Source organism: Camelimonas lactis (assembly GCF_004342915.1).
Classification (GTDB): domain Bacteria; phylum Pseudomonadota; class Alphaproteobacteria; order Rhizobiales; family Beijerinckiaceae; genus Camelimonas; species Camelimonas lactis.
Genome location: NZ_SLWL01000001.1, coordinates 643612 through 667191, shown reverse-complemented (window position 1 = coordinate 667191; position 23580 = coordinate 643612). Strand labels below are relative to the sequence as shown.

The 23580-nt window shown below is 68.9% G+C and carries 13 protein-coding genes; 4 read left to right on the top strand and 9 right to left on the bottom strand.

Annotation, left to right across the window (positions count from 1 at the left end):
- Complete coding sequence (locus tag EV666_RS02785) at positions 1-1197, top strand: ABC transporter permease (RefSeq protein ID WP_207906311.1); 1197 nt, start codon at positions 1-3, stop codon at positions 1195-1197.
- Between the two features lie 230 nt (positions 1198-1427).
- Here EV666_RS02785 and EV666_RS02780 read toward each other — a convergent pair whose 3' ends face one another.
- From EV666_RS02780 to EV666_RS02770, 3 genes are all read right to left on the bottom strand, one after another.
- Complete coding sequence (locus EV666_RS02780) at positions 1428-1979, bottom strand: PRC-barrel domain-containing protein (protein ID WP_132002566.1); 552 nt, start codon at positions 1977-1979, stop codon at positions 1428-1430.
- Between the two features lie 419 nt (positions 1980-2398).
- The gene (locus tag EV666_RS02775) at positions 2399-4648 is read right to left on the bottom strand and encodes a penicillin-binding protein 1C (protein WP_132002563.1); all 2250 of its coding nucleotides are present in this window, start codon (positions 4646-4648) and stop codon (positions 2399-2401) included.
- A complete protein-coding gene (locus EV666_RS02770) occupies positions 4645-10011 on the bottom strand; it encodes an alpha-2-macroglobulin family protein (protein WP_245514165.1) in 5367 nt (1788 codons plus the stop codon). The genes EV666_RS02775 and EV666_RS02770 overlap by 4 nt, the downstream gene beginning before the upstream one ends.
- Before the next feature lie 408 nt (positions 10012-10419).
- Here EV666_RS02770 and EV666_RS02765 point away from each other — a divergent pair, with 408 nt between their 5' ends.
- Positions 10420-11988: a hypothetical protein gene (locus tag EV666_RS02765; protein ID WP_132002561.1), complete on the top strand. Its 1569-nt coding sequence runs from the start codon at positions 10420-10422 to the stop codon at positions 11986-11988.
- Between the two features lie 399 nt (positions 11989-12387).
- Entirely contained in the window at positions 12388-13926 is a 1539-nt protein-coding gene (locus EV666_RS02760; RefSeq protein ID WP_132002558.1) for a DEAD/DEAH box helicase, read from the top strand.
- 103 nt (positions 13927-14029) lie between these two features.
- Here EV666_RS02760 and otsA read toward each other — a convergent pair whose 3' ends face one another.
- The 3 genes from otsA to EV666_RS02745 form a co-directional block, all read right to left on the bottom strand.
- Positions 14030-15448 (bottom strand): alpha,alpha-trehalose-phosphate synthase (UDP-forming), encoded by a 1419-nt coding sequence (gene otsA, locus EV666_RS02755; RefSeq protein ID WP_132002555.1) that lies wholly within the window; start codon positions 15446-15448, stop codon positions 14030-14032.
- A gap of 293 nt (positions 15449-15741) precedes the next feature.
- Entirely contained in the window at positions 15742-16542 is an 801-nt protein-coding gene (gene otsB, locus EV666_RS02750) for a trehalose-phosphatase (RefSeq protein ID WP_132002552.1), read from the bottom strand.
- Positions 16543-16861: 319 nt separating this feature from the next.
- Positions 16862-17047 (bottom strand): hypothetical protein, encoded by a 186-nt coding sequence (locus EV666_RS02745; protein ID WP_132002549.1) that lies wholly within the window; start codon positions 17045-17047, stop codon positions 16862-16864.
- Positions 17048-17446: 399 nt separating this feature from the next.
- Here EV666_RS02745 and treS point away from each other — a divergent pair, with 399 nt between their 5' ends.
- Entirely contained in the window at positions 17447-20728 is a 3282-nt protein-coding gene (gene treS, locus EV666_RS02740) for a maltose alpha-D-glucosyltransferase (protein ID WP_132002546.1), read from the top strand.
- Between the two features lie 121 nt (positions 20729-20849).
- Here treS and EV666_RS02735 read toward each other — a convergent pair whose 3' ends face one another.
- From EV666_RS02735 to EV666_RS02725, 3 genes are all read right to left on the bottom strand, one after another.
- Positions 20850-21905 (bottom strand): NAD(P)H-dependent flavin oxidoreductase, encoded by a 1056-nt coding sequence (locus EV666_RS02735; RefSeq protein ID WP_132002543.1) that lies wholly within the window; start codon positions 21903-21905, stop codon positions 20850-20852.
- Positions 21906-22274: 369 nt separating this feature from the next.
- Positions 22275-22595, bottom strand: a complete 321-nt coding sequence (locus EV666_RS02730) for a GCG_CRPN prefix-to-repeats domain-containing protein (RefSeq protein WP_132002540.1) — start codon at positions 22593-22595, stop codon at positions 22275-22277.
- A gap of 356 nt (positions 22596-22951) precedes the next feature.
- Positions 22952-23506 (bottom strand): hypothetical protein, encoded by a 555-nt coding sequence (locus tag EV666_RS02725; RefSeq protein ID WP_132002537.1) that lies wholly within the window; start codon positions 23504-23506, stop codon positions 22952-22954.
- Positions 23507-23580 lie beyond the last annotated feature (74 nt).

The following is a 23580-nucleotide window of genomic DNA, read 5'->3' as shown; positions in this document are numbered from 1 at the left end:
ATGAGCACGACCCCGACCATGGCCTTTCCGCCCACCGGACGCGACGCGCCCAAAACCCCGCACTTCGTCGATGACGCGCCGTTCGACCCAGGCGCCAGCGAGCCCACCGTCAATGAGGACGAGCGCTACCTGCGCGCCTCGGCCCTGACGCTGATCTGGTGGAAGTTTCGCCGCCACCGGCTGGCCGTCATCTCGGCCCTGGTGCTGGTGGCGCTTTACGCCAGCCTGCCGTTCGTGGAGCTGATCGCCCCTTACGGCCTGACCAAGCGGCACGGTGATTTTCTCTACGCGCCGCCGCAAACCATCCACATTTTGCACGAGGGAAGTCTGCATCGTCCCTTCGTCTACCCTTACAGCTTCACCTTCAACGAAGAGACGTTCACCCGCGATTACAAGGTGGACATGAGCCGGCCGCAGCCGATCCGGTTCTTCTGTTCGGGCGAACCCTACCGGTTCTGGGGACTGTTCGACGCCAGCTTCCATCTGGTCTGTCCGCCGAAGGACGGCGAGATGTTCCTGCTGGGCACGGACCGGCTGGGACGCGACATGTTCTCGCGCATCATCTATGGCGCGCGCATCTCGCTGACGGTGGGTCTGGTGGGCATCGCCGTGTCGTTCGCGCTTGGACTGTTCTTCGGCGGTCTCGCCGGCTATCTCGGCGGCTGGGTCGACAATGTCATCCAGCGACTGATCGAGATTTTGCGCTCGCTGCCGGAGCTGCCGCTGTGGCTGGCGCTTTCGGCGGCGCTGCCGGCGAACTGGAGCCCGCTGCTGGTGTTCTTCGGCATCACCATCATTCTGGGCCTGCTCGACTGGCCGGGCCTTGCCCGCGCCGTTCGCTCCAAACTGCTGGCGCTACGCGAGGAGGATTACGTCAAGGCGGCTGAACTGATGGGCGCCTCGCGCTCGCGGATCATCGGGCGCCACCTCATTCCCAATTTCATGAGCCACCTCATCGCCTCGGCCACCCTGTCGATTCCGTCGATGATCCTGGGTGAAACGGCCCTGTCGTTCCTCGGTCTTGGCCTGCGCCCGCCGATCACCAGCTGGGGCGTGCTGCTCAACGAGGCGCAGAACCTCGCGGCCGTGAACCTCTACCCCTGGCTGCTGGCGCCCATCATCCCGGTGGTGATCGTGGTGCTGGCCTTCAACTTCATGGGCGACGGCCTGCGCGACGCCGCTGACCCCTATCACTGACAGGCGCCGCCAGGGCTGGAGAACGGCCTGCGCCGTGGAGCCCGGCCGACGTCACGGCGCAGGCAGGCTTTCGTGCGCGCACTGGCCCTGGCCCGTCAGCGCTGTCCCCCATGGTCCCGGACGGGTTCCCGCACAGGTCGCCGCCCAGCCGGCGCGCAAACGCGAAAATGCCCGCGACAGGCGCGGGCACGGTGCGTTGCGAATGAGGATGTCAGGCGCGCCGGACAGCCTTATTTCGGCGGCCTGGCCGGCCCCGAGGCTTTCGCCCTGGCTTTCTGCTCGGCCAGGGTGACGAAGGTCGGGGCCTTTTCCAGTTCGTCGCGGGACAGGGCGACGCGAACCTTGTCGACCTTGCCGTCATCGCCGCGCATGACTTCAAGCTTGCCGAACGGCACCGCGACCTTTTTCTCACCGACGCCCAGGAATCCGCCCACGCCGATCACGGCGCCTTCCGTCGCCCCGTTCTGCCCCAGCATCAGATCCGTGATGGCGCCGACCGCCTTGTCATCGGCTCCGACGACGGTGGCGCCGATCAGCTTGCTGGCCATCCATTGGGAGCCATCCTGACTGCTGAAGAACGCCGTCGCGGGGGCGCTGGCGGGCGCCGCCACCGCGCCAACCGCCGTTGGAGCGCGGGTCGCATCCTTGCCCGTCGCCGTCACCGCGCCTGAAGCAGCCGGAGCCTCGCCATTGGCCTGCGCCAGCGCCGGGGCGGCCGTTCCCGCAGCCAGCGTCGCCGCCAGCGCAACCGTGCGGGAAATGGCCCCAAACCTGATCTTCATCAGTCACCTCTCAAAAAAACACCGCGCCGCGACGGCCCATCCGGCGCCACATCGGCCCGGAGCGCGAACGGCGCCAAACCAAAAAATCTCCGCGCGCCCCGGCTTCGCCCATGCGGCCTCACCTGGAGCCGTTTGGCCAGAACCAGTCTGGCCACCAGCTTTTGGCCAGATCTGTTCTGACCAGGTCATGGCGGCATATGGGAATTCCGTCCACACGCCTCAACCGGCCGCCGGCCGATGCTCCCCGCAGCGAACGGTCCCTTCATGGCCTTCATGAGCACACGCCCACCGCGACGGCCAGGCGCCGTGCGCGCCTTTGTTGCGTGCGATACGCCGACATTGGAGCTTTTTAAGGACTGCCCCGCGCTTTCCGTATGACGCCTGCCCCTACCCAGGGGCAGCGCCTCCAGCGGCCATCCTTATTCGATGCGCACCTGCACGCTGTCGCTGCTTCCGCGTGAATCCATCACCGAAACCCGGGCAAACCCCGCGCCGTCTGGCTTCCAGAAGCTCTGGCGTCGCATCTGCGCCTCGCCCACCGGCGCGCCATTGACGAACCAGCGCAGCGGCGGCGCTCCGCCGTTGGCGCGCAAGGCCAGATCAGGCATGGCCTCACCTGTCCCGGCTCCCAGATCGACGCGGGAGCCATCCGGGGGAAACGAGATGCGCAGGGGCGGAACCAGCGTCGCCGCGACGGTCTTCGGCGCCTCCTTGCGCAGATGCCGCAACGGCGGCGGCAACGTCGCCGTTGTCGCCCGCAATACTCCTGGCGGCTGCGGCAAGGGCTGCGGCTCGCCGCCAATGCGGGCGAAGACGTCGAACAGCACCGGCGCCGCCGCCACGCGTCCCACCAGCCCCGGAACCGACGCGCCGTCGGCCCGCCCCAACCAGACGCCCACCGTGTAACGACGGTCGTAGCCCACCGCCCAGGCATCGCGGTATCCCCAGGACGTGCCGGTCTTGAAAGCGATCCGACCCGTCACGGCGTTGGCCGGCGGCGGCGCCTCGCGCAGGGCGTCGGCCACATACCAGGCCGCCACCGGATCGGTAAGCCGCCGGCTCTGCCCCACCGGATCGTTCAGCCGCCAGCGCAGCGGAACCACATCGCCGCCCCGCGCCAGCCCTGTATAAAGCATGGTGAGATCGACCAGCGACACGCCAAGGCCGCCAAGCCCGACAGCCAGCCCCGGCGACGCGTCGTCCGGCATGACCAGCCGCGCCCCGGCGCCGCGCAACCGCGCCAGCAATTGTGGCGCGCCAAGCTCGGCCAGCAACTCCACCGCCGGCAGGTTCAGGGACATCTGCAACGCCTTGCGGGCGCTGACCGTGCCGAGAAATCCCATCTCGAAGTTCTCCGGCGCCCAGGCGCCGTAACGCGAGGGCCGGTCGTCCAGAACGGTTTCCGGGTGGGCCAGCCCCTGTTCGAAGGCGAGGCCATAGATGAACGGCTTCAGCGCCGAGCCCGGCGAGCGGATGGCGCGACTGGCGTCGACCGCCCCGGCCCGCTCCGCGTCGAAATAATCAGACGATCCCACATGCGCCCGCACCTCGCCCGTGGCGTTGTCGACAACGACAATGGCGGCGGAAATGCGCCGCCCCAGCGCCGCCGCCCGCTCCTGCGCCAGGGCCTGGAGAGCGGCCTGCAAACGCGCGTCAATAGCGAGCGTGACATTGGTTCCCGCCTTCGCCGCTGGCTCCGCGCCCTGGCCAGGAGCGCCCGGAACCAGGGCTACCGCCGCTTCTGGCTCCAGCGCCGCCATGTCGACGGGCGCGGCGGCGCCTGAACCGCCATTCTGCGCGGCGACAACCTGTTCGGCGACAACCTGTTCGGCGAGGTGCGGCGCCAGCATCGGCAACGCCCGTCGCGCCGTCGGCATGGCGGCGGCGTTGGCGCGTTCGGCTTCGGCGGCGGTCAGGGCGCCTGCTTCCAGGCCGCGCTGCGCCACCCGGGCCCGCGCCGCCATGGCCGCCGCCGGATGGCGATCCGGCCGCCGCGCCTCGGGGGACTGGGGCAGCGCCACCAGCAAAGCCACTTCAGCGGTGGAGAGCCGCGCCGGCTCCTTGCCGAAGTAGATCAGCGAGGCGGCGCGCACCCCTTCGATATTGCCGCCGTAGGGCGCCAGGGTCAGATAGGCGGCGAGCACCCCCTCCTTGCCCAGGCGCCGCTCCAGCTGCACCGCCCGCACCATCTGCCGCAGCTTGGCGGAAAAACTGCGCGTCTCGCGCGGCTCCAGCAGCCGCGCCGCCTGCATGCTGAGCGTCGAGGCGCCGGACACCACGCGGCCGTTGCGCGCCAGCTGCCAGGCGGCCCGCGCCACGCCGATCACATCCACGCCGCCATGGGCGTCAAAGCGCCGGTCCTCATAGACCTTGAGCAGATTGATGAAATGCGGATCGACCTCGGCCAGCTTCACAGGCAGCCGCCAGCGCCCCTCCGGCGTGGCGAAGGCGCGCAGCAGCAGCCCTTCCCGGTCCAGCGCCAGCGGCGACGTCCGCTGCAACACGCTGAGGTCGATCGGCCCCAGCGCCGCCGCGTAAGACCGCAGCGCGAGATAGGCGCCGCCGGCGCCCGCCGCCGTCACCAGCAGCGCGACAAGCCCCAGCCGCCGCAGCCTGCGGCCGCGACGCCCGCCAGGAGCGCCATCCCCCGCTGTTCCGGTCCCGCTCACGGCTTGCGCGCCGCCTCCACCGTCATGACGCCCGAGGCCGAACGGCCAAAGCGGTCCGGCCGGTACATGTCTTCCGCCGTCGCCGGCGGATGCACGAAGCGCCCTGGCGACACCACGCGGATGATATAGCCCACGTTGATGAACGCCGGCTGGCCCTTTCGCCGCTCATAGGCCACGACGAAGCGGTCATCGCGGAACTCGGTCGCCGACGGCGTCGCCTGGTCCTTGTCCATCCAGGCGAAGGCCGACAGGGACGCGCCCTCCACCAGCTTCGGGTTCTCGATCTCGACGCCGGCGGGCAAATGGTCCACCACCAGCAGGCGGGCGTTTTCCGCCGCCGCCTCGGTGATGCGCAGCACCACCGCCAGCCGGTCGTTCTGACGCAACGTCGCCGGGTCGACCTTCGTTCCATCGAGACGGTAATAGGCGCGTTCCACCTTGTAGCCGCGCGACAGCTCCGGCTCTGGCGCCAGCGGATTGCCCGAGGTCGTCACCGTCAGCTGCGCCGGTTCGTCCCCCGCATTGCTGATGCGAACCGGCTGGGCCAGCGCCGCGGCGTCCAGGTTGCGGAACAGGGCGCCCGACGTGGTTTCGCCATTGAAGCTGATGCGGAGCTTCTTCGCGTCCTTCTCCAGCGCCAGGGCCGCCAGCAACAGCCAGACGTTCTCCTGGGTGCTGGTGTAGGTCACCATCGCCCGCGCCTGCTCCACCACGCTCGCCGCCTGCTGCACCAGATCGGCGCCGACGCCCGCCTCGGCGGCCAGCGCGAGGATCGCCGCGCCGTCGCGCAGCCGCGAGCCATAATCAGCGCGCCACACGCCGCTGGTCTCGCGTTTCAGGCTGGCGACGGCGGCGCCAAAAGCGCTGTTGGCGCGCGGCCGGTCGCCCAGCAGCGCCAGCGCCGCGCCCACCTGGGCCCGGCCCAGCGGCGTGGCGATGTCCCTGATCTTCGTGTCCGCCAGATAACGCAGGTCGCCCATCACCGGCCGGCCGTTACGGGCCAGCACATAGATGGCGTAGGCGAGGCCATCGCTGCTGCTGGCGTTGAAATCACCCGCGTTGGCCACCGTGTTGCGCAGCCGCTCCAGCGCCAGATCGAACGGTTGTTGCGGCACGGAAAAGCCGCGTTCGCGGGCCCGGGTGAGGAAGTCGCTGACATAGGCGTCGAGCCAGACGTCATCGCCCCCCACCGACCACAGGCCGAATGAGCCATTGCTGTCCTGCCGCGACAGCACGCGGGCGATGGCGTCGTTGACGCGGCGGTCGGCGTCATTGTCCGCCGGCATGGCGTGCGCCGCCGCCAGCTGGTTGCTGTACAGCAGCGGCAACGCCTTGCTCACCGTCTGCTCGGTGCAGCCGTAGGGGTAGAGATCGAGCGCCCGCAGCAACGCCGGGGCATTGAGCGCCGTCGATTGCGTCGCCGCCACCGAGGCCACGCCGGTTCCAGGAACCAGATCGGCCAGCAATTCGCCGGTCAGCTCCACCGAGGCGCCAGGCGGCAGCGGCCGCACCGTGCGCCGCGCCAGCGCCGGCGCGCCGGGCTGGGTCCGCAGCGCCACGGTCTGGCTCGCCTCCACGTCCCTGCCGTTCACCTGGATGGCGAGCTTCACCACGCCCTTGCCCGTCGCGGTCAACGGGACCTCGAACGAGGCCTTGCCGCCCTTCGCCAGTTTCAGCGTGCGCGACAGGGCGTCGGCCGACGCAAGGCCGGGGCCAGCCAGATCGACATTGACGGCATAATCACCGGGCGCCGCGTCCACATTGTCCACCTGAACGTGCAGGCGCGACTGGTCGCCGATGGCCATGAAGCGCGGCGCGGTCGCTGTCACCACCACCGGATCACGCACCACCACGTCCGTATGGGCCGAGCCGACGCGCCCGGCGCTCCACGCCGTCGCCATCACCCGCACCGTGCCGTTGAACGACGGGATGTCGAAATTCACCACCGCCTTGCCGTCCGGCCCGACTTTCACCACGCCGGAGTAGCGCGCCAGCGGCTCCTGGGTGGGGGCGTCGCCCTGCATCAGCGCCGCCGCGTCGCCGCCGGAGCGCAGGGCGCCGCGCGCGCCCTGCATGCCGTCGATGAGATAGCCGTAAAGGTCGCGCAGCTCCGCCCCCAGCTGCCGCTGTCCCAGATAATAGTCCTGTGGCTTTGGCGGCTCGTAGCGCGTGAGATTGAGAATGCCCACATCCACCGCGGCGACGGTGACGAACGCCTCCTCGCCTGGCTTCAGCCCGGTCAGCGTCACCGGAATGGCCAGCGCGCCGCGCGGCCGCATCTGCGCCGGCGGCGCCAGCGTCACCCCAAGCTCACGTTGCTCGCGATCGATGGAGAACCACGACAGGCCAAGCGCCCGGCCCGGCATGCGCTTCGCCGCCACGTCCAGCGGGCGATGGGCGAACGCCACCGCATAGGCGCCCGCCCCCCAGTCCGCCTTCACCGGCACGTTCACCGTCGTCCCATCGGCGGCCAGCGACACCGCCTGCTCGTGCTGAACCCGGTCGGTGACGATCATCAGGGTGGCGGTGCCGGCGAAGCGGGCGTTGATCCGCGCCTGCATCATGTCGCCGGCCTTGTAGGCAGCCTTGTCCAGCGTCACCTCCAGGGCGTCCGGCGTATCGGCGCTGGCCTCCACCCCATAGCCCACATGGAAGGAAACGCTGGTGACGGCGCCGCCGCCGCCATCGGACGCCACCTCCAGTCGCCAGGAGCCCCAGTCCACCGGCGCGGCGATGCGCGCCGGCGCCCCGGCCGTCGCCTCGACGACCCCGTCGCTGACGCGGCGACTGGTTTTCACCGGCTCGGAATTCCAGCGGCCATCGCTATTGAACCACTGGTATCGCCGCTCGACCTTGTACAGGCTCCACTTCAGCGGGCGCGTCATGCGGGCGCCGTCAGGCTGGGCCATCACCACATCGAAATTCGCCGTGGCCCCGGCGTTCAGTTCGCTGAACAGCCGCTTGACGCCAATCACCGGACCGGAGGGCAGGATCGGCAGCGTCACCGAACGGGAAACGGCGCGGCCGCCGTCCTCGCCGACGCGCAGCGTCACCGTCGCCTGCAACGGTCGGGCGGCGGCCACGTCGCTCACCGGCGCCGAAACCACGGCCCTGCCAGAGCCATCGGTGCGAACGGTTTCCTCCAGTTCGGCGGTCACCGCCTCGAATTTTTCGTCGTCTATGCCAACCTGATAACCGTCCAGCCCCTTCACCGCGGTCGCCGGCGCCTCGGAGACGCCAACCTCGCCGCTCACCGTCAGCCCGGAGCCCGGCGCGCCATAAAGATAGCGCGCGTCCACCGTCACCTGCGCCGGCTCGCCCGGTTGCAGCAACGGCGCGGCCGGCTTCAGATTCACCTCCAGCCGCTCCGGCACGTAGTCCTCGACCAGGAAGGCGGTTTCGCCAACGGAATCGCCCTTCGGGTCCACGTAGGCCTTCACGCGCCACGCGCCGCCCTGCGCCCCGGAAAGCAGCGGGATCGACAGCGACCGGCCGCCCAACCCCTGATCCTCCACCACGGCGCGGCGGTATTCCACGCCATCGGGCCGGCGCACCACCAGGGTCAGCGGCGCGCCTGTCGTGGCCTCTGCCCGGTTATCGCGCAGCAGGGCCGTGAGAAACACCGTCTCGCCGGAGCGATAAACGCCGCGTTCGGTGAACAGGAACGCGTCCATCTGCCCGGGCGCCTCGCGGCCTTTCACACCCCGGTCGCTGAGGTCGAACGCCGTCTGCTCCAGATCAAGAAAGCCGTAGTCGCCATCGGCGCCGCTGGCCACCACCATGCCCGGGGCAAGGCCGCCCTTGCCACGCGCAAGCCCCGGATCGAAGGCGACAACCCCGCTGGCGTCGCTCTTCTGCGTCGCCAGCACGTCATTGTTGCGGGCGATGAGCCGCACCTCGACGCCGGAGACCGGCTTGGCGGTGGCGAGGGAGCGCACAACCGTCCTCACGCCATTTTCTGAAGAAACAGCCGTAAGCCCCAGATCGGAAACGACAAACCATTGCGTCGCCCGCTCGCCATAATCAGATTCCCGGTCCAACGGCACGGCGCCGACCGGTTGCGCGGTCATCACATAAACGCCCGGCTCCAGCCTGCCGCCCGTCGCCTCCTGCACCGGAAAAGCGGTGATGACGTCGGCGTTGAGCTGCGACTTCACCTCCAGGTCGCCGGACCAGACCTTGTAGCCCTTCTGGGTCAGCACCTCATCGACGCCATAGCGCGACAGCTGCGCCATGAAATTACCCGAGCGCACCGTCGGCAGCAGCGAACGGTCGCCGATGCGCGCCAGTTCGATCCGCACCGCGTTGGTGTTGACCGAAACAACCGGAATGCCTTCCTGGCCGGTGCGCGGCAGCACGTAATTGCGGCCGGTGAAGCGCGCCATGGCCGAACGGTCGCGGACGTAAATCTGGTAGTCGGCGTTGGCCAGCAGGTCTTCGCCAACGGCGGACGGCACCCCCTGTCGCAGCACCACGCCATAGGTCTGGCCATGCCTGAGCCCATCGACGCAAAGCTGCTGCCCCTCCGTCGTCACCGCCGCGTTGGCGGCGCCGGCCAGCGCCACGAAGGGCGCGAAATCGACCCGGCCGCGCGCCAGCGGCTCGGAGAAGGTGAAGCAGACGCGCGGCGAAGCCGCGTCGGAATCCACCTTGTAATTGGTGATGCGGAAGCCGTGCTTCTTGCGCAGTTCGGTCCAGATCGCCCGCACGTTTGGCGTTTCCACCAGCGCCAGCGACGCCGCATAGGCGTTGAGCGCCGGACGCCAGGAGCTGGCGGCGGCAAGCGCCGCGCCCAGCTCCGCCAGGGCCCCGGCCTTTTGCGCCCGGTCCGTCCCGAACTGGTAGCCGGCGTAAGCGGCGGCGATGGCGTCATTGCGCAACCGCCAGCTGTTGGCGCGATCGCCCGGCGCGGCCTCGCGGGCGGCCCTGGCCCAGAGCAGCCAGGCCGCCGCGTCCTTGCCATTGGCGACAATGGCGTCGCGGGCGGCGGCCATCGCCGCGCCCCACTGCCCCCGTCCCAGCGCTGATTCCGCCGCCTGGCGGGCTGGCGCGCCCGGCCGCTGGCCGGCGCCTGGTTCGGCCCGCAGCCGGGTTTCCAGCCGCACGGCGTTGCTGGCCAGATCCTCGCGCACGAACGCATCCGCCTGGCGGGCAGCCGGGTGGGCGGGCGCCGTCGCCGCGCCCTGGGCCAGCGCCAGTTGCGGCGCGGCGAGCGGGAGAAAGCCGGTCAACCCGGCGAACAGGGCCGCGGCGAAACCGCAGCGCCGCCGTTCATGGGTTTTGCCTGGGAGGCGCGGATGAGACGGCTTCGCGTCAGGCCGCGTCATCGCGACGCCCGCCCCGCCGGAATGCCTGTTGCCCATGCCATTTCTCCCTGACTGACCCGTCATGCCCAATCCAGGCGAGGGCATTCTGCCCCCGCGCCACACGGGCTTTCAAGCAACCCGGTCGCCCCCATCCGGTAAAAATATGTAATATCAACAGGATGGGAGACTAGGTTCTTTCCCGTCCCGCCGCCATGCGCGACGTCGGGCGAGTCTCCCGCGCCGCGCCGGTCGCCGCAAGACCATGCGCGCCACTCCGCCCTGTTTCGCGGGACCTGCGACGCGCCTGCAACGTGCCGGAGCGGCGCCAGCCATCGGCCAGCGGCCAGCCATAGCCGCGTGCGCCGCCTGTCACCACCGTGGAATTGACCTCCACCACACCGGCTGTTTGATTCCAGGCGCCCGGATGCCTTGATCGCCGGATGCCCTTGGGAAGAAGGAAAACGCATGAGCCAGACAGGAGCAATCGTTGGCGATCACGATCGGGCGGCGGGCCGGGCTGGCGCCCGCTCTGGCCGCGTCGGCCTTGCCTGTCTTGGTCTTGTGACCGGTCTGGCGCTGGCCGTCACGCCGCTGCAGGCGCAAATCCAGGGCCAGCCGCCAAACCAGAGCCAGGCAAAAACCCCGCGCCCCGGCAACGCCGCCGACAGCCAGCAACTGCAGCAGCAAAGAGAGCTGTGGGACGCATTGCCCGAGGTGGATCGCAAGGACGTGCAGGATTCGCTCGTCTGGCTCGGCTTCTACAATAGCGTCACCAACGGCGCCCTTGGCCAGCGCACCGCCGACGCCATTGCCGCCTTTGAAAAGCGTGAGCTGCTGGAACCGGGCGCGGTGATCGCCGGGCCGGGGCTCGCGGTGCTGCGCGCCGAGGCCAACAGGCAAAAAAGCGCCGTCGGCTTTACGCTGATCGACGATGCGGCCACCGGCGCGCGCATCGGCGTCCCCAGTCGCCTGTTCGACCGCAAGGAAAGCGCCCCCGGCCGCACCCGGCTGTGGTCATCGCGCACGCCGGCGTCGCTGACCCTGTTCGCCAGCGGGGCGGAGGATGGCGGACTGCCGGCCTGGTTCGCCCGCGCCACCGCCGCCGCGTCTGGCCGCAAGATCACTTACAAACTGATGCGGCCGGACTTCGCCGTGGTGACCGGCGACGAGGGCTCCCGCCGCTTCTTCACCCGCGTCGCCGCGGGCCCGGACGGCCTGCGCGGCTTCACTTTTGTTTACCCCGTGACCGACGCCGTGACGATGGACCGGGTGACCATCGGCATCGCCAACAGTTTCGCGCCATTCGCCGGCAAGCCTGGCGCGATCTCCTCTGGCGCGATCTCCCCTGGCTTGATCTCCCCGGGAACGGTTTCATCAGGGGGCCAGCAAGCCGCGGGCGTCCCGGCCGCCCGGCAGCCTGGCGGCGCGCCGCTCACCGGCGGCGCGCTGCTGCTCGGGTCCGGGCGCGCCCTTGTCGCCACCGCCGCCGTGCGCGGCTGCAAGGACATTCGCCTCGGCGATACATCCGCCACGGTCACCGCCAGCGATCGCCAGAGCGGCCTCAGCCTGCTCGCCGCCGCCGGGGCCAACCCGGCGAACGCCGGCCCCATCGTTCTTGCAAAGGCCGATGCGGCGCAACCCGCCAGCGACCTGGCGCTGGCCGCCTGGATCTCCGACGCGGCTGGCAAACCACAGCTTTCCGTCATCCCGGGCCAGTTTTCCGAAACCACACAGGCTGGGAAGGTCAACGCCGCGCTCCAGCCCGGCGGCGCCGGAGCCCTGGCGCTGGACAGCTCCGGCGCCCTCGTCGGCATTGTTTCCAGCCTGACGGCGGCCCCGGCCGTCGCCGGCGTGACGCTGGCCGCCAACCACCCGCTGGCCAGCGCCGACAGCATCCGCCGCCTGCTCGCCGACGCTGGCGTCACGCCGCAGGCCAACGCCCCTGGCGCCGGTCCCGCCCAGCGCCAGGGCTCCGGCGCCATCGTCGCCCGCTGGCGCGCCCGCCTCGCGCCGGTGTCATGCCTCGCCCGTTAGGGCCTTTGCCGGTGAGCCGGAAACGTCTGCTGCACCGGGGCTTGCCCGGAACGGCCAACCGGCGGCGCCGCGTCAGCCTCTGATGGGAAGGGGCTCCCGGGGGGAGCGCCCGGCCGCCGCCAGCGCCGCGCCCTTGACATTTCAGCCCAAAAGCCGCACATCGGCGTCGTAGCCGCCTGATGCGGCCTGCGGCGTGCGTGCCGCGTGCGTGAAGCTTCTGAAGCATTTTCCTTAAAATGCGTCTTCCGAAAAGGCAGGGCAAAACGCCGGTCTGGTTGGCCGGATTTCGCTCTGCCCCGCTTCGCCCCGCCGACGCCCAATTTCTGGACGCCCCACACGCAGGGCGCTCCGCAACGGCCCTTTGCGTCCTGCGCGACCCAGGGCTCCGGAAGCTTTACATTGACATCTTTCAAGGAACTCGGCCTTGCGGCTCCGATCCTCTCGGCGCTGTCTGACGAGGGCTACGCCAATCCCACGCCGATTCAGGCGCAGGCAATCCCGCACGTCATGGCCGGCCGCGACCTCATGGGCATCGCCCAGACCGGCACCGGCAAGACGGCTGCCTTCACCCTCCCGATTCTGCACAACCTCGCCGCCGAAAAGGGCCGGACGCCGCCGCGCCAGTGCCGCGTGCTGATCCTGTCGCCGACCCGCGAACTTGCTGGACAGATCGCTGATTCCGTCCGCGCCTATTCGCGTCACATGCGGATTTCCGTCGCCACCGTATTCGGCGGCGTCTCCCATGGCCCCCAGGCCCAGATGCTGCAGCGCGGCGTCGACGTGCTGGTGGCGACGCCCGGGCGCCTGCTCGACCATATGGCGACCGGCTCCCTGCGCCTCGACGGCGTCAAGGTGTTCGTGCTCGACGAAGCCGACCAGATGCTGGACATGGGCTTCATCCACTCCATCCGCAAACTGGTGAAGGTCCTGCCCAAGCAGCGCCAGACCCTGTTCTTCTCGGCCACCATGCCGAAGGAGATCGCCGCCCTGGCCGCCGACATGCTCGACAATCCCGAGCGCGTCGCCGTGGCGCCGGTGTCCAGCACCGCCGAACGGGTGACCCAGAAGGTGGTGTTCGTCGATGCGCCGCAAAAGCGCGTCGAGCTGGCCCATCTGCTGGCCAACACCTGCGACGGCCGCACCCTGGTGTTCACCCGCACCAAGCACGGCGCCGACCGGGTGGTGCGCCACCTGGAGAGCGCCGGCCTGACGGCGGCGGCGATCCACGGCAACAAGAGTCAGGGCCAGCGCCAGCGCGCCCTCGATGGTTTCAAGGACGGCTCGACCCGCATCCTCGTCGCCACCGATATCGCCGCGCGCGGCATTGACGTTGACGGCGTCACCCACGTCGTCAATTTCGAACTGCCCAACGTGCCGGAAACCTATGTGCACCGCATCGGCCGCACCGCCCGCGCCGGCGCCAGCGGCTCGGCCATCTCGCTGGTCGACCGTGAGGAGCGCGGCCTGCTGCGCCAGATCGAACGGCTGACCCGCCAGTCGATCCCGGTGGAGGCGCGCGCCACCGAGGACGCCGAGATCGCCCCCGAAGCGCCGCGTCCGCCACGCCAGCAGCAGCGTCGTCCCCAGGGCGCCGGTCGCGGCGACGGCCAGCGCGGCGAAGGTCGTGACGGCCAGCGCGGCCAGCGACAGGAGAGCCGTGGCCGCAACGGCCAGGGTAATGGCGGCAACGGCCAGGGCAACGGCGGCCGTCGCGCCGCGCCGGCTGGCGAAGGCCGCGAGCAGCACGCCGCGCCACGCGCCGGCGCCGGCCATGGCCGGGACCACGCGAACCGTAACGGCGCCCAGCGGCGCGGCCCCCGCCCGGAAGGTCGCGGCCAGCCCGGCGCGCGCCGTGAAGGCGGCCGCCACCAGGAAGGCCACGGCGGCGATCTCGCCGGCATTGGCTTCATGAACAGCCCGCGCGGCAACCGTTCCTGAAACGGTGCGGCCTCACAGATACAAAAAGGCGGCGGGGAAATCCCGCCGCCTTTTTTCTGTTCCCGTCCGTGGCCGCGCGCCGCTGCAACGGACCTCCCTGGCGTCACATGAACATGGCCCGCAGATTGGCGGTGAGGCTGCGGCGTAGCGGCGGCTGCTCCAGCGCCTCCAGGAAGTCGGCCGCCCAGGCGTTGATGTCCTGGTTCCTCAGCACCCGGATCATGCGCAGGTAACGCGCCTTGCGCTCCTCCAGCGGCATATCCAGCGCCTGGCGGATGGCGGCGGCCATGCCCTCGATTTCATGCGGATTGACCACCAGCGCGCCCTCACGCAGATCGCGCACCGCGCCGGCGAAGCGCGACAGGATCAGCACGCCTGGATCATTGGGGTCCTGCGAGGCCACATATTCCTTGGCCACCAGGTTCATGCCGTCGCGCAGCGGCGTCACCAGGCCAACGCGGGCGCAGCGATAGATGGTGGCGAGCGCCGTGCGGGAATAGCTCTGGTTGATGTAGCGGATCGGCGTCCACGACACGTCGCCCCAGGCGCCGTTGATATGGCCGACCTTCTCGCTCACCTGCCGGTCCATATCCATGTATTCCGGGATATCGGAGCGGCTCTTGGGCGTGATCTGCACATAGCTGACCTTGCCCCGCCACTCCGGGTTCTCGGCCAGGAAGCGTTCATAGGCGTCGAGCCGCCCGGCGATGCCCTTGGAGTAATCGAGACGGTCAACGCCCACCAGCATCGCGGCGTTGCCAAGGCTGCCTTTCAGTTCGCGCACGAAGCGCGAGGACGAGGCGCGCCGCGCCGCTTTCATCATGATCCCCGTGTCGATGCCCACCGGGAAGGCGCCCAGCTGGACGCGGCGGCCGTTGATGTCAAACTGCGAATTGCCCATGCGTCCGACACCGCCGGCCTCCTGAAGGTAGCGGGCGAAATTGTCGCGATCGTTGGGGGTCTGGAAGCCGACCAGATCGAAATCGGTCAGCGCGCCAACGACGTCGGCGTGGTGCGGCAGGGCGTGCAGGATTTCCGGCGGCGGCAGCGGAATGTGCAGGAAGAAACCCATCCGGTTGTTATGCCCGCGTTTGCGCAGGAACCGGGCCAGCGGCATCATGTGATAATCGTGCACCCAGACGACGTCGTCCGGCTCCAGGATTTCCGATACCTGGCGGGCGAACCATTCGTTCACCCGCATGTACCCTGAAAGGTCGAGGCGCGAGAATTCGGCCAGGTCCACCCGGTAATGCAGGATCGGCCACAGCACCCGGTTGGCGAAACCGCTGTAATACTCCTGATAATCGGCTGAAGAGAGGTCCGTGACGGCATAAGAAATTCCGCCGCGCTGCATGACGTGCGGATGCCTGTCCGGATTTTCTGTAACGCGTCCGCTCCAACCGTACCAAAGTCCCGGGCGATTTTTCAGCGCGGCGTGCACGGCGACCGCGAGGCCGCCCGCTTGCGGTTTTCCGCCAGTTGGCGCCGCCACCCGGTTGGATACGACAATGAGCCGCGACAAGGCGAATCCCTCCTGTCCTGCTGTTCGTTATGTGACTCAACGCGCTGGCGGGCCGGGAAGCCGCGCCAGCCATTCCCGATGTGCGTCGCAAGAACCGTGCCACCGGTCTGGCCCCGGGGGCCGTGGCCGTCTGGGCGCGCCGCCTCGGGAGGCGCGTCCAGCTGGTCAGGACGCAGGAAACCTCTAGCTCAACGTTTATGTCCCCCAACGGTTCCGTCGTCTGGCGTGCAAAGTTCCGGCGCCCCTGGATATGCGGAAAAGCCGTGCGGTGACGAAAATTCTGAAGAAGGCCATCAGGTTCCGTAACCTGCCGCGGTGGTCGCGGCGGCCGGGCGCTCCGTCCGGGCATCCCCCTGGACGTACGCCCGCGCCTCGGCGGCGATCCATGCGCGCACGTCGGAGGCGTCATCGAATATCCGCGTCGCCGGAGCCAGTTCGCGCCCCACCGACCAGGCGCCGCCGCCTTCGCGCTTCACCACCGTGAAGGCGGCGATATCGGTGATGTCATCGCCGATGAACACCGGCCGCCGCCCGGCGAAAGCCGGCAGACGCATGAACGCCGCGACCGCGGTGCCCTTGTCCACGTGATTGCGCTTGATTTCATAAACCAGCCGGCCGGGCAGCACCGTCAGGCCGACCTCGCCGCTGCGGGCGATGATGCCCTCCAGCTCGTACCGCAGGGCCGCGCCCAGCGTTGGCGCGGCGCGATAGTGCACCGCGACGCAAACGCCCTTGTCTTCCAGCAGCAGACCGCGATGGGAGGCGGCCAGGCGCTTGAGATTGTCCATGATTCCGGGCGGCAGCCGCCCGCTGGCCGCCATGAACACGTCGCCGCCTGGCAGCAGGCGCAGCTCCCCGCCATGACAGCCCGAGGCGCGCGGCTTCAGGTCGCCGAACAGGCGGTCGATGTCGCGGATGCTGCGTCCACTGACCAGGGCAAGCGCGCCGCCAAATTTCCGGGTGAGCTGTTGCAGGCCTGTCTTGAGCGAAGCCGGAACGCTGACATCATCAGGCCGCGCCGCAATGTCGAGCAGGGTGCCGTCGATATCGAAGAACAGCGCATGGGAGGCGCTGTCGAGGGCGAGATTTTTCATGAGCTATTTCTGGCCCGGCCGCGCTGGAGCGAATCCGCCGCTCCGGCGCGCCGCGCCCAATCCTCCTGTGACGCCGGTCCGCGCGGGACCGGGCGGGGCTGTGCGACGCCGGCGCGTGGCTGGGGCGGGAATGCCCCGCCATTTGCCATTCCAGCGTTCTGCGACCTTCGCGGAGCAGGTTACGCTCCACACGAGAGATGCCTGCGGCGGCCGGGGGGAGCGCGTCAAGGGATGCGCGCCATGCGGCCAGAATCCACCTCGCGGCGGACTGGCGCGGCAAAACAAATGCCGGCGCCGAACCATGTTCTGTCTGCTGCAATCATGACCATACGCCAACATTATGACAACAGTTTTGTTCCACATCAGCCGCCATCCTGGCCACGACTGCCCGAACATGAGGCGCATCCGCCTGTGAAAACAGCAGGAATGCCGGAGGGGATTTTGCCTTGTCTCCAAAACCGGACTTGAATGTTTCGCCATATTTGGGCTGCATGTATCCTTGCATGTATCCATCACTGACGCGCCGCTAGGGCGAACACAAGAAAGCGCGCAAGAAAGCGCGCCGTCGCCCGTCCTGGCTGTCCTTGCCGCCGGAACCCGCTCGGACGGGCGGCGTTCACCATGACGGCGACGCCTGACGCCGCGGGAGCCGGCTCCGCCCGGAAAGGCCCCTGTTCAGGCGCCGCCGGCGCCACTGGAATGCCTGGAGCGTTTCCGGCCATCATCGCGGCCATGGAAGCGCTCCATCTTTTTGGTTTGCGGCGCGCTCCCCCGGATGCATCCGCTCCGGGCGCCGCCGCCGCAGGCTTCGGGGTGCAGCGGCCCCAGGCCAGCCCACCCCGGGCCCGCCCACCCAGGCGCGCCCTGGCGCGCGCGGCGCCCCGGGGTCAGCCGTGAGGACGACATGATCGATCGTGATGACATCCACTGGTACCGTGACGCCATCATCTACCAGGTGCACGTCAAGTCATTCTTCGATTCAGACAACGACGGCGTCGGCGATTTTGCCGGACTGACCGAACGGCTCGACTACATCCGCGAACTGGGCGCCACGGCGATCTGGGTCATGCCGTTCTACCCATCGCCTTTGCGCGACGACGGTTACGACATCGCCGACTATCGCGGCGTCAATCCGGCCTATGGCCAGATGCGTGATTTCCGCCGCTTCATCCGCGAGGCGCACGCCCGCGGCCTCCGGGTCATCACCGAGCTGGTCATCAATCACACCTCGGACCAGCACCCCTGGTTCCAGCGCGCCCGCACCGCGAAACCAGGTTCACCGTGGCGGGATTTTTACGTCTGGTCCGACACGGAAGACCGCTACAGGGACGCGCGCATCATCTTCTGCGACGTGGAGAAATCCAACTGGACCTGGGACGCCACCGCCGGCGCCTACTACTGGCACCGCTTCTATTCGCACCAGCCGGACCTGAACTTTGAAAACCCCCGCGTGCTCGAGGCGGTGATCGAGATCATGCAATACTGGTTCGAGATGGGCGTCGACGGCCTGCGGCTCGACGCCATCTCCTACCTGGTCGAAGCCGAGGGCACCAGTTGCGACAACCTGCCCGGCACCCATGAGGTGATCCGGCGCATCCGCAGCTTCATTGACGCGCGCTACCCGGATCGCATGTTGCTGGCGGAGGCCAATCTCTGGCCGGAAGGCATCGCCAAATATTTTGGCGACGGTGACGAATGCCAGATGGCCTTCCACTTTCCGCTGATGCCGCGCATGTACATGGCGGTGGCCAGTGAGGAGCGCCGCCCGATCACCGACATCCTGCGCCAGACGCCGGATATTCCCGACACCTGCCAGTGGGCGATATTCCTGCGCAACCATGACGAGCTGACGCTGGAGATGGTGACGCAGCAGGAGCGGGATTACCTCTGGACCATCTACGCCGCCGACGCCCGGGCCCGCCTCAACCTCGGCATCCGCCGCCGCCTCGCGCCGCTGCTGGAAAATGACCGGCGCAAGATCGAGCTGCTGACCAGCCTGCTGCTGTCTATGCCCGGCACGCCGGTGATGTACTACGGCGACGAGATCGGCATGGGCGACAACATCTATCTTGGCGACCGCGACGGCGTGCGCACCCCCATGCAATGGTCGCCGGACCGCAACGGCGGCTTCAGCCGCGCCGACCCCGCCCGGCTGGTGCTGCCAGCGGTGCAGGACCCGGTCTATGGCTTCGACGCGGTGAACGTGGAGAGCCAGCGCCGCAACCCCTCCAGCCTGCTCAACTGGATGAAGCGGATCGTGGCGGCGCGGCGCAACACCCGCGCCTTCGGCCGCGGCTCCATGCATTTCATCTATCCGGACAACCGCAAGATCCTCGCCTATATGCGCGCCTGCGACGGCGAAACCATCCTGTGCGTCGCCAACCTCTCGCGCGCCCCCCAGGCCGCCGAGATCGAGCTGCCCGAGTTCGCCGGCTGGCGGCTGGTGGAAATGAGCGGCGGCGCTGAATTCCCGCCGGTCAGCGAATTGCCCTACCAGATCACCCTGCCCGCCTACGGGTTCTACTGGTTCCGCATGGAAAAGGCCGCCGTGGTCGACGACCGTTTCGGCCCCCGCCCGGTGCCGGAGCTGTTTACCCTGGTTCTGACCGGCGCGCCGCAGGACCTGTTCGAAGGCCGGGAAGGCAAGGCCCTTACCGGCGAGTCCCTGCCGCGCTACCTGGCGACCCGCCGCTGGTTTGTCGGCACGCGCCGGCGCATCGCCAGCACCAGCGTCAGGGATGTGGCTGTACTGCCCGGCTGCGACGATGGCTCGCTCATGCTGTCGCTGGTTGACGTGACGCTGCGCAGCGGCGGGCAGCAGGAATATTTCGTGCCTCTGGCCGTCGACGAAACCGGCGAGCACGAAGCGCTGCTCCCCTACGCCATCGCCCGCCTGCGCCGCGGCGCCCACATGGGCCTGCTGCACGGCGCCGAAGCCGCCCCCAGCTTCGCCATCGGCATGGTCAGGGCCATGCGCGGCGACGCCCGCAGCCCCACCCTGCATGGGGGCGTCGTCGAATTTCGCAGCGGCGCGGGGTTGAAGGATGCGCCGGAGCTCGACCCGCACGACCTGTCGCGCATGCGGCTGGACCAGAGCAACACCTCGATGGCGCTCGGCTCGCGCATGGTGCTGAAGCTCTACCGACGCCTGCAGCAGGGCGTTCACCCGGAAGAGGAAATGTGCCGCTATCTGACCGAGGTCGCCGGCTTCGCCCATACGCCCCGCTATCTCGGCAGCGCCCGCCACGTGGCCGCCGACGGCGAGATGACCACCCTGGCCCTGTTGCAGGAATATGTGCGCAACCAGGGCGACGCCTGGGACGTGGCGACCAGCGTGATGCAGCGCGAGATCGAGCATCTGGCGCAATTGCCGGTGGCGGATCGCCCCTCGCCCGAGGAAGCCTTCCAGTCATTTGGCCATTACGCCCACATCATCGGCCGCCGCGTCGGCGAGATGCACGCGGCGCTGGCGCGGCAGTCCAGCGATGCGGATTTCGCGCCAGTCGCCATGACTGGCGCCGATGTGGACGCCATCGCCCGCGACGCCCATGAGCAGGCGGAAAAAGCTTTCGCCAGTTTGCGCCTGCTGCTGGAAAGTCCCACCCCGCCTCCCGCCGGCGATGGCGCCATGCTGGTCGCCAGCCTGCTGGATCGCGAGGGCGAGTGCCGGGAGCTTGTTAACGCGCTCGCCAGCGCGGAGCCCCAGGGTCTGTGCACCCGCATCCATGGCGACCTGCATCTGGGGCAGTTTCTGATTGAACGGGCGGACGTCTTCATCGTCGACTTCGAGGGGCGCTCCGACCGTTCCGTGGCGGAGCGGCGCCGCAAGACCACGCCGATGCGGGACGTCGCCAGCATGCTGCGCTCGGTGTCCTATGTCACCGAAACGGTGCTGCACAATGTCTGCCAGCGCATCGCCCATGTGGATGCGGAGCTGGTCGGCGCGGCGCGGCGCTGGCGCGACCTGTCGGCGGCGAGCTTCCGCGAAAGCTACGACGCCGCCATTCGCGACACGCCGCTGTGGATCCACGACCCGGCGGAGCGGGAGCGGCTGCTGCGCCTGTGCCTGCTTGGCAAGACGATGCACGAGATCAACCACGAACTGGAGCGTCGCCCGGACTTCCTGCACATTCCCATCAAGGGCGCCCTGGACCTGATCCGGCAGGGCGACGTCCAGGCGTCATGACCGGTCGCTACGCACTCATGAGCGCCAGGCTGCCAACGGCGCGGCGCACGCCGGCAGCCGCCCGCTGAAGCCATCCACCGCCAGAGCCTGGCGGTGAGCCAGGAATGACGGGAGAGGCCGCCTACGCCGCCACGTCGCCCATTTCCGCGACCAGCGCCCGCATCAGCTCCGCCGCCGGCAGGGCCCGGGCGCGGGGGGCCGCGGTTCCCGCCCACCAGGCGCCGAAGCCCTGGGCGCCGCGCGCAGCCGCCAGGGCAAAGAGCTTCTTGGTCACATCATAGGTCAGCGAGTAATCCGCCGGCGGCGGCGCGCCCGCCGCCGCGCCATGACGAATGAGACGGTTGACCAGTCCCCGCGCCGGCCGACCCGAAATGGCGCAGGTCATGGCGGTTGCGTCCGCCCCCGCTCCAGCCAGGGCCTCGCGATAGCTGGCGTTCGCCGCCGATTCCGGGCAGCCAACAAAGGCCGTGCCCAGTTGCGCCGCCGCCGCGCCCGCATCCAGCGCCCGGCGGATGTCACGCCCGTCCATCAGGCCGCCAGCAGCGATCAGCGGCAGTTTGCAGGTCCGCGTCAGCCTTGCCATCAGATCGAAGGTCGCCAGGCGCGCATCCTCGCCATCCGGTTCGAACACGCCGCGATGCCCGCCGGCCTCGTAACCCTGCGCGACGATGGCGTCGACGCCCGCATCCGCAATGGCGCGCGCCTCCGCCTCGCTGGTCGCGGTGGCGAATGTGATGATCCCGGCCTGACGCAGCGCCCCCAGCTGCGCGCCCGTCGGCAAGCCAAAATGCATGCTCACCACCGCAGGGCGCAGCTCCAGCAACATGGCGGTGGCCGCGTCATTGCCGGTGAACGTGGGGTAAACCTCCGCAAGGGTCGCCGGCGGTTCAGCGCCAAATTCCGCGAACAGCGGCGCCAGCCAGGCCAGCCACGCCGCCTCCCTGGCCGCATCGCGGCGCGCCGGGCGGTGACAGAACACGTTGACGTTGAACGGCCGGTCGGTCAGCTCCCGCGTCCCGGCGATCATGCGGGCGGCGTCAGCGACGCTGCTGCCGCCGATGCCGAGCGATCCAAGACCGCCGGCGTTGGACACCGCCGCGGCCAGCGCCGGCGTCGCGGTCCCGGCCATGGGCGCCTGAATGATGGGATAACTAACGCCAGGAACAATCGTCTGCATCACGCTCACCTGTTTCCGGGTGACTCACGCAGCCGCCCCGGTCGCCGCGAGGATAGGCCCGATTGGGTCCCGGCGTCACCAGAGCGTGGCGCCGCGCCGCCCCAGGGGGATGCGGATGCGCCGCAATGCGCCATGACGCAGGGCCGAAGCGCAGTCAAGGACGGCGTCTGCCTCCACGCTCCGGCGTCAACGGAGAGGCTGGCGCATTAAAAAGCCGGCCAGAAATTCTGGCCGGCGCGCCGCGAACACCGGGAGCATGCACCGTGACATACGCCAGGGCGCTTCGGAGCCTGGTTCACCAGAAGCGCCTCCAGCCCGTCAACCGGCGCCTGCTGCGCCAAAGGCAGGCCCCGGCCTTCCCCCCAATGGTTAGCGGCACACCCGCACCGAACGTCCCCAGGGGTCGGTGCGCCACCAGCAGCGCGGCGGCGGCGGGCGATAACCGTACCCATAGGGCGGTGGCGGCGGTGGGCGATAACCATAACCATAGGGCGGCGGGCCATAGCCATACCCCATGGGGCGGCAGCGGCCCCACCCGTCGCGGAACCAGCCTGGGCCACAGCCTTGCGCCGCCAGCTGCACATGCGCGGGCCCGTCCATGGGCGCCGGCGCCGCGGGCATGGCCATGGCGGCGCCACCCAGCGTTACCGAGGCGCAGGCGGACACCAGCAAGGTACGAATTCCTGTCATCTTCCGAACTCCAGATGCGTTGCAACGCGAAGACCATCGCCCGGTTAAAAGCATCCGCCGCCTGATTTCCCCGCGCACGGAGCCCCCTGATGCGGGACGGCGCCAGGCCGCCGGAAAAGCCGGGCAAATCTGGTCGGGGAATCGCGTGACCCCGGCCGGACGCGCCTTTGCATTGCCTGCGGCCCCGAACATACCGCAAGCCGGCTGGCGAAATTATGCCGCTGGCGTGCGCATGACGGACATATTCACAAACAGAACAAACCCGCTATTACGCTGATATTTATTGCTGAATCACAACATATCGCGCGACTTCACGCCATCGCGACCGCAGCGCCGGAATTTCGCCACGAGTTCTGTCAGAAATCGTCCCGCGTCAACTTGCGTTTCTGCCAGAAATAAACGCCGACAATGCAGGCTATGGTCACCGCGGCGGCGGTCAGCAGCAGGGAAACCCGCTCCAGCCAGAAGACGCCGGGAATGGCCAGCGCCAGCAGCACGCCGACCAGGCCGATCTGCCACGACGCCAGGTGCACGCCGGCCAGCAGCGTGCCGATCGCCAGCAGACCCAGCACCGCGAGGCCCAGCGCCATCGGCGTCATCGCCGACAGCACGTCATGATAAAACAGGGTGCGCATGGCGATGACGATAATCAGCCAGTGCAATCCCTGACGGATCGCCATGCCGATCTTGTCGCTGCGGTAAACCTGCGCCCCCCACTCGCTGACAATGCACACGCCCGCGAACGCCACCGCCGTGATCTGCCAGTAGATCGCCGAGAAACCAGGCGCCAGGCTGGTCAACACCATGCCGGTGAACACCAGCAGCAGCATGATCACATAGGGCGCCTGCGCCGCCCAGAAACTGGTTTTGCTGACCGGCTGCGGATCGATGTCCAGCGGCGTTCCGCTCATGGTGGCTCTCCTTGCGCGTCGTGGTCGGGGGCGGCGCGTCAATCCGGTTTTCCGACCCCCGGTCGACGATCACA

What these genes read in the sequence shown, in the direction of transcription:
- EV666_RS02785 (WP_207906311.1), top strand. Translation starts at nt 1, where the DNA reads ATGAGCACGACCCCGACCATGGCCTTTCCGCCCACCGGACGCGACGCG.
- EV666_RS02780 (WP_132002566.1), bottom strand. Translation starts at nt 1,979, where the DNA reads ATGAAGATCAGGTTTGGGGCCATTTCCCGCACGGTTGCGCTGGCGGCG.
- EV666_RS02770 (WP_245514165.1), bottom strand. Translation starts at nt 10,011, where the DNA reads ATGGGCAACAGGCATTCCGGCGGGGCGGGCGTCGCGATGACGCGGCCT.
- EV666_RS02765 (WP_132002561.1), top strand. Translation starts at nt 10,420, where the DNA reads ATGAGCCAGACAGGAGCAATCGTTGGCGATCACGATCGGGCGGCGGGC.
- otsB (WP_132002552.1), bottom strand. Translation starts at nt 16,542, where the DNA reads ATGAAAAATCTCGCCCTCGACAGCGCCTCCCATGCGCTGTTCTTCGAT.
- EV666_RS02745 (WP_132002549.1), bottom strand. Translation starts at nt 17,047, where the DNA reads ATGCAAGGATACATGCAGCCCAAATATGGCGAAACATTCAAGTCCGGT.
- treS (WP_132002546.1), top strand. Translation starts at nt 17,447, where the DNA reads ATGATCGATCGTGATGACATCCACTGGTACCGTGACGCCATCATCTAC.
- EV666_RS02735 (WP_132002543.1), bottom strand. Translation starts at nt 21,905, where the DNA reads ATGCAGACGATTGTTCCTGGCGTTAGTTATCCCATCATTCAGGCGCCC.
- EV666_RS02730 (WP_132002540.1), bottom strand. Translation starts at nt 22,595, where the DNA reads ATGACAGGAATTCGTACCTTGCTGGTGTCCGCCTGCGCCTCGGTAACG.
- EV666_RS02725 (WP_132002537.1), bottom strand. Translation starts at nt 23,506, where the DNA reads ATGAGCGGAACGCCGCTGGACATCGATCCGCAGCCGGTCAGCAAAACC.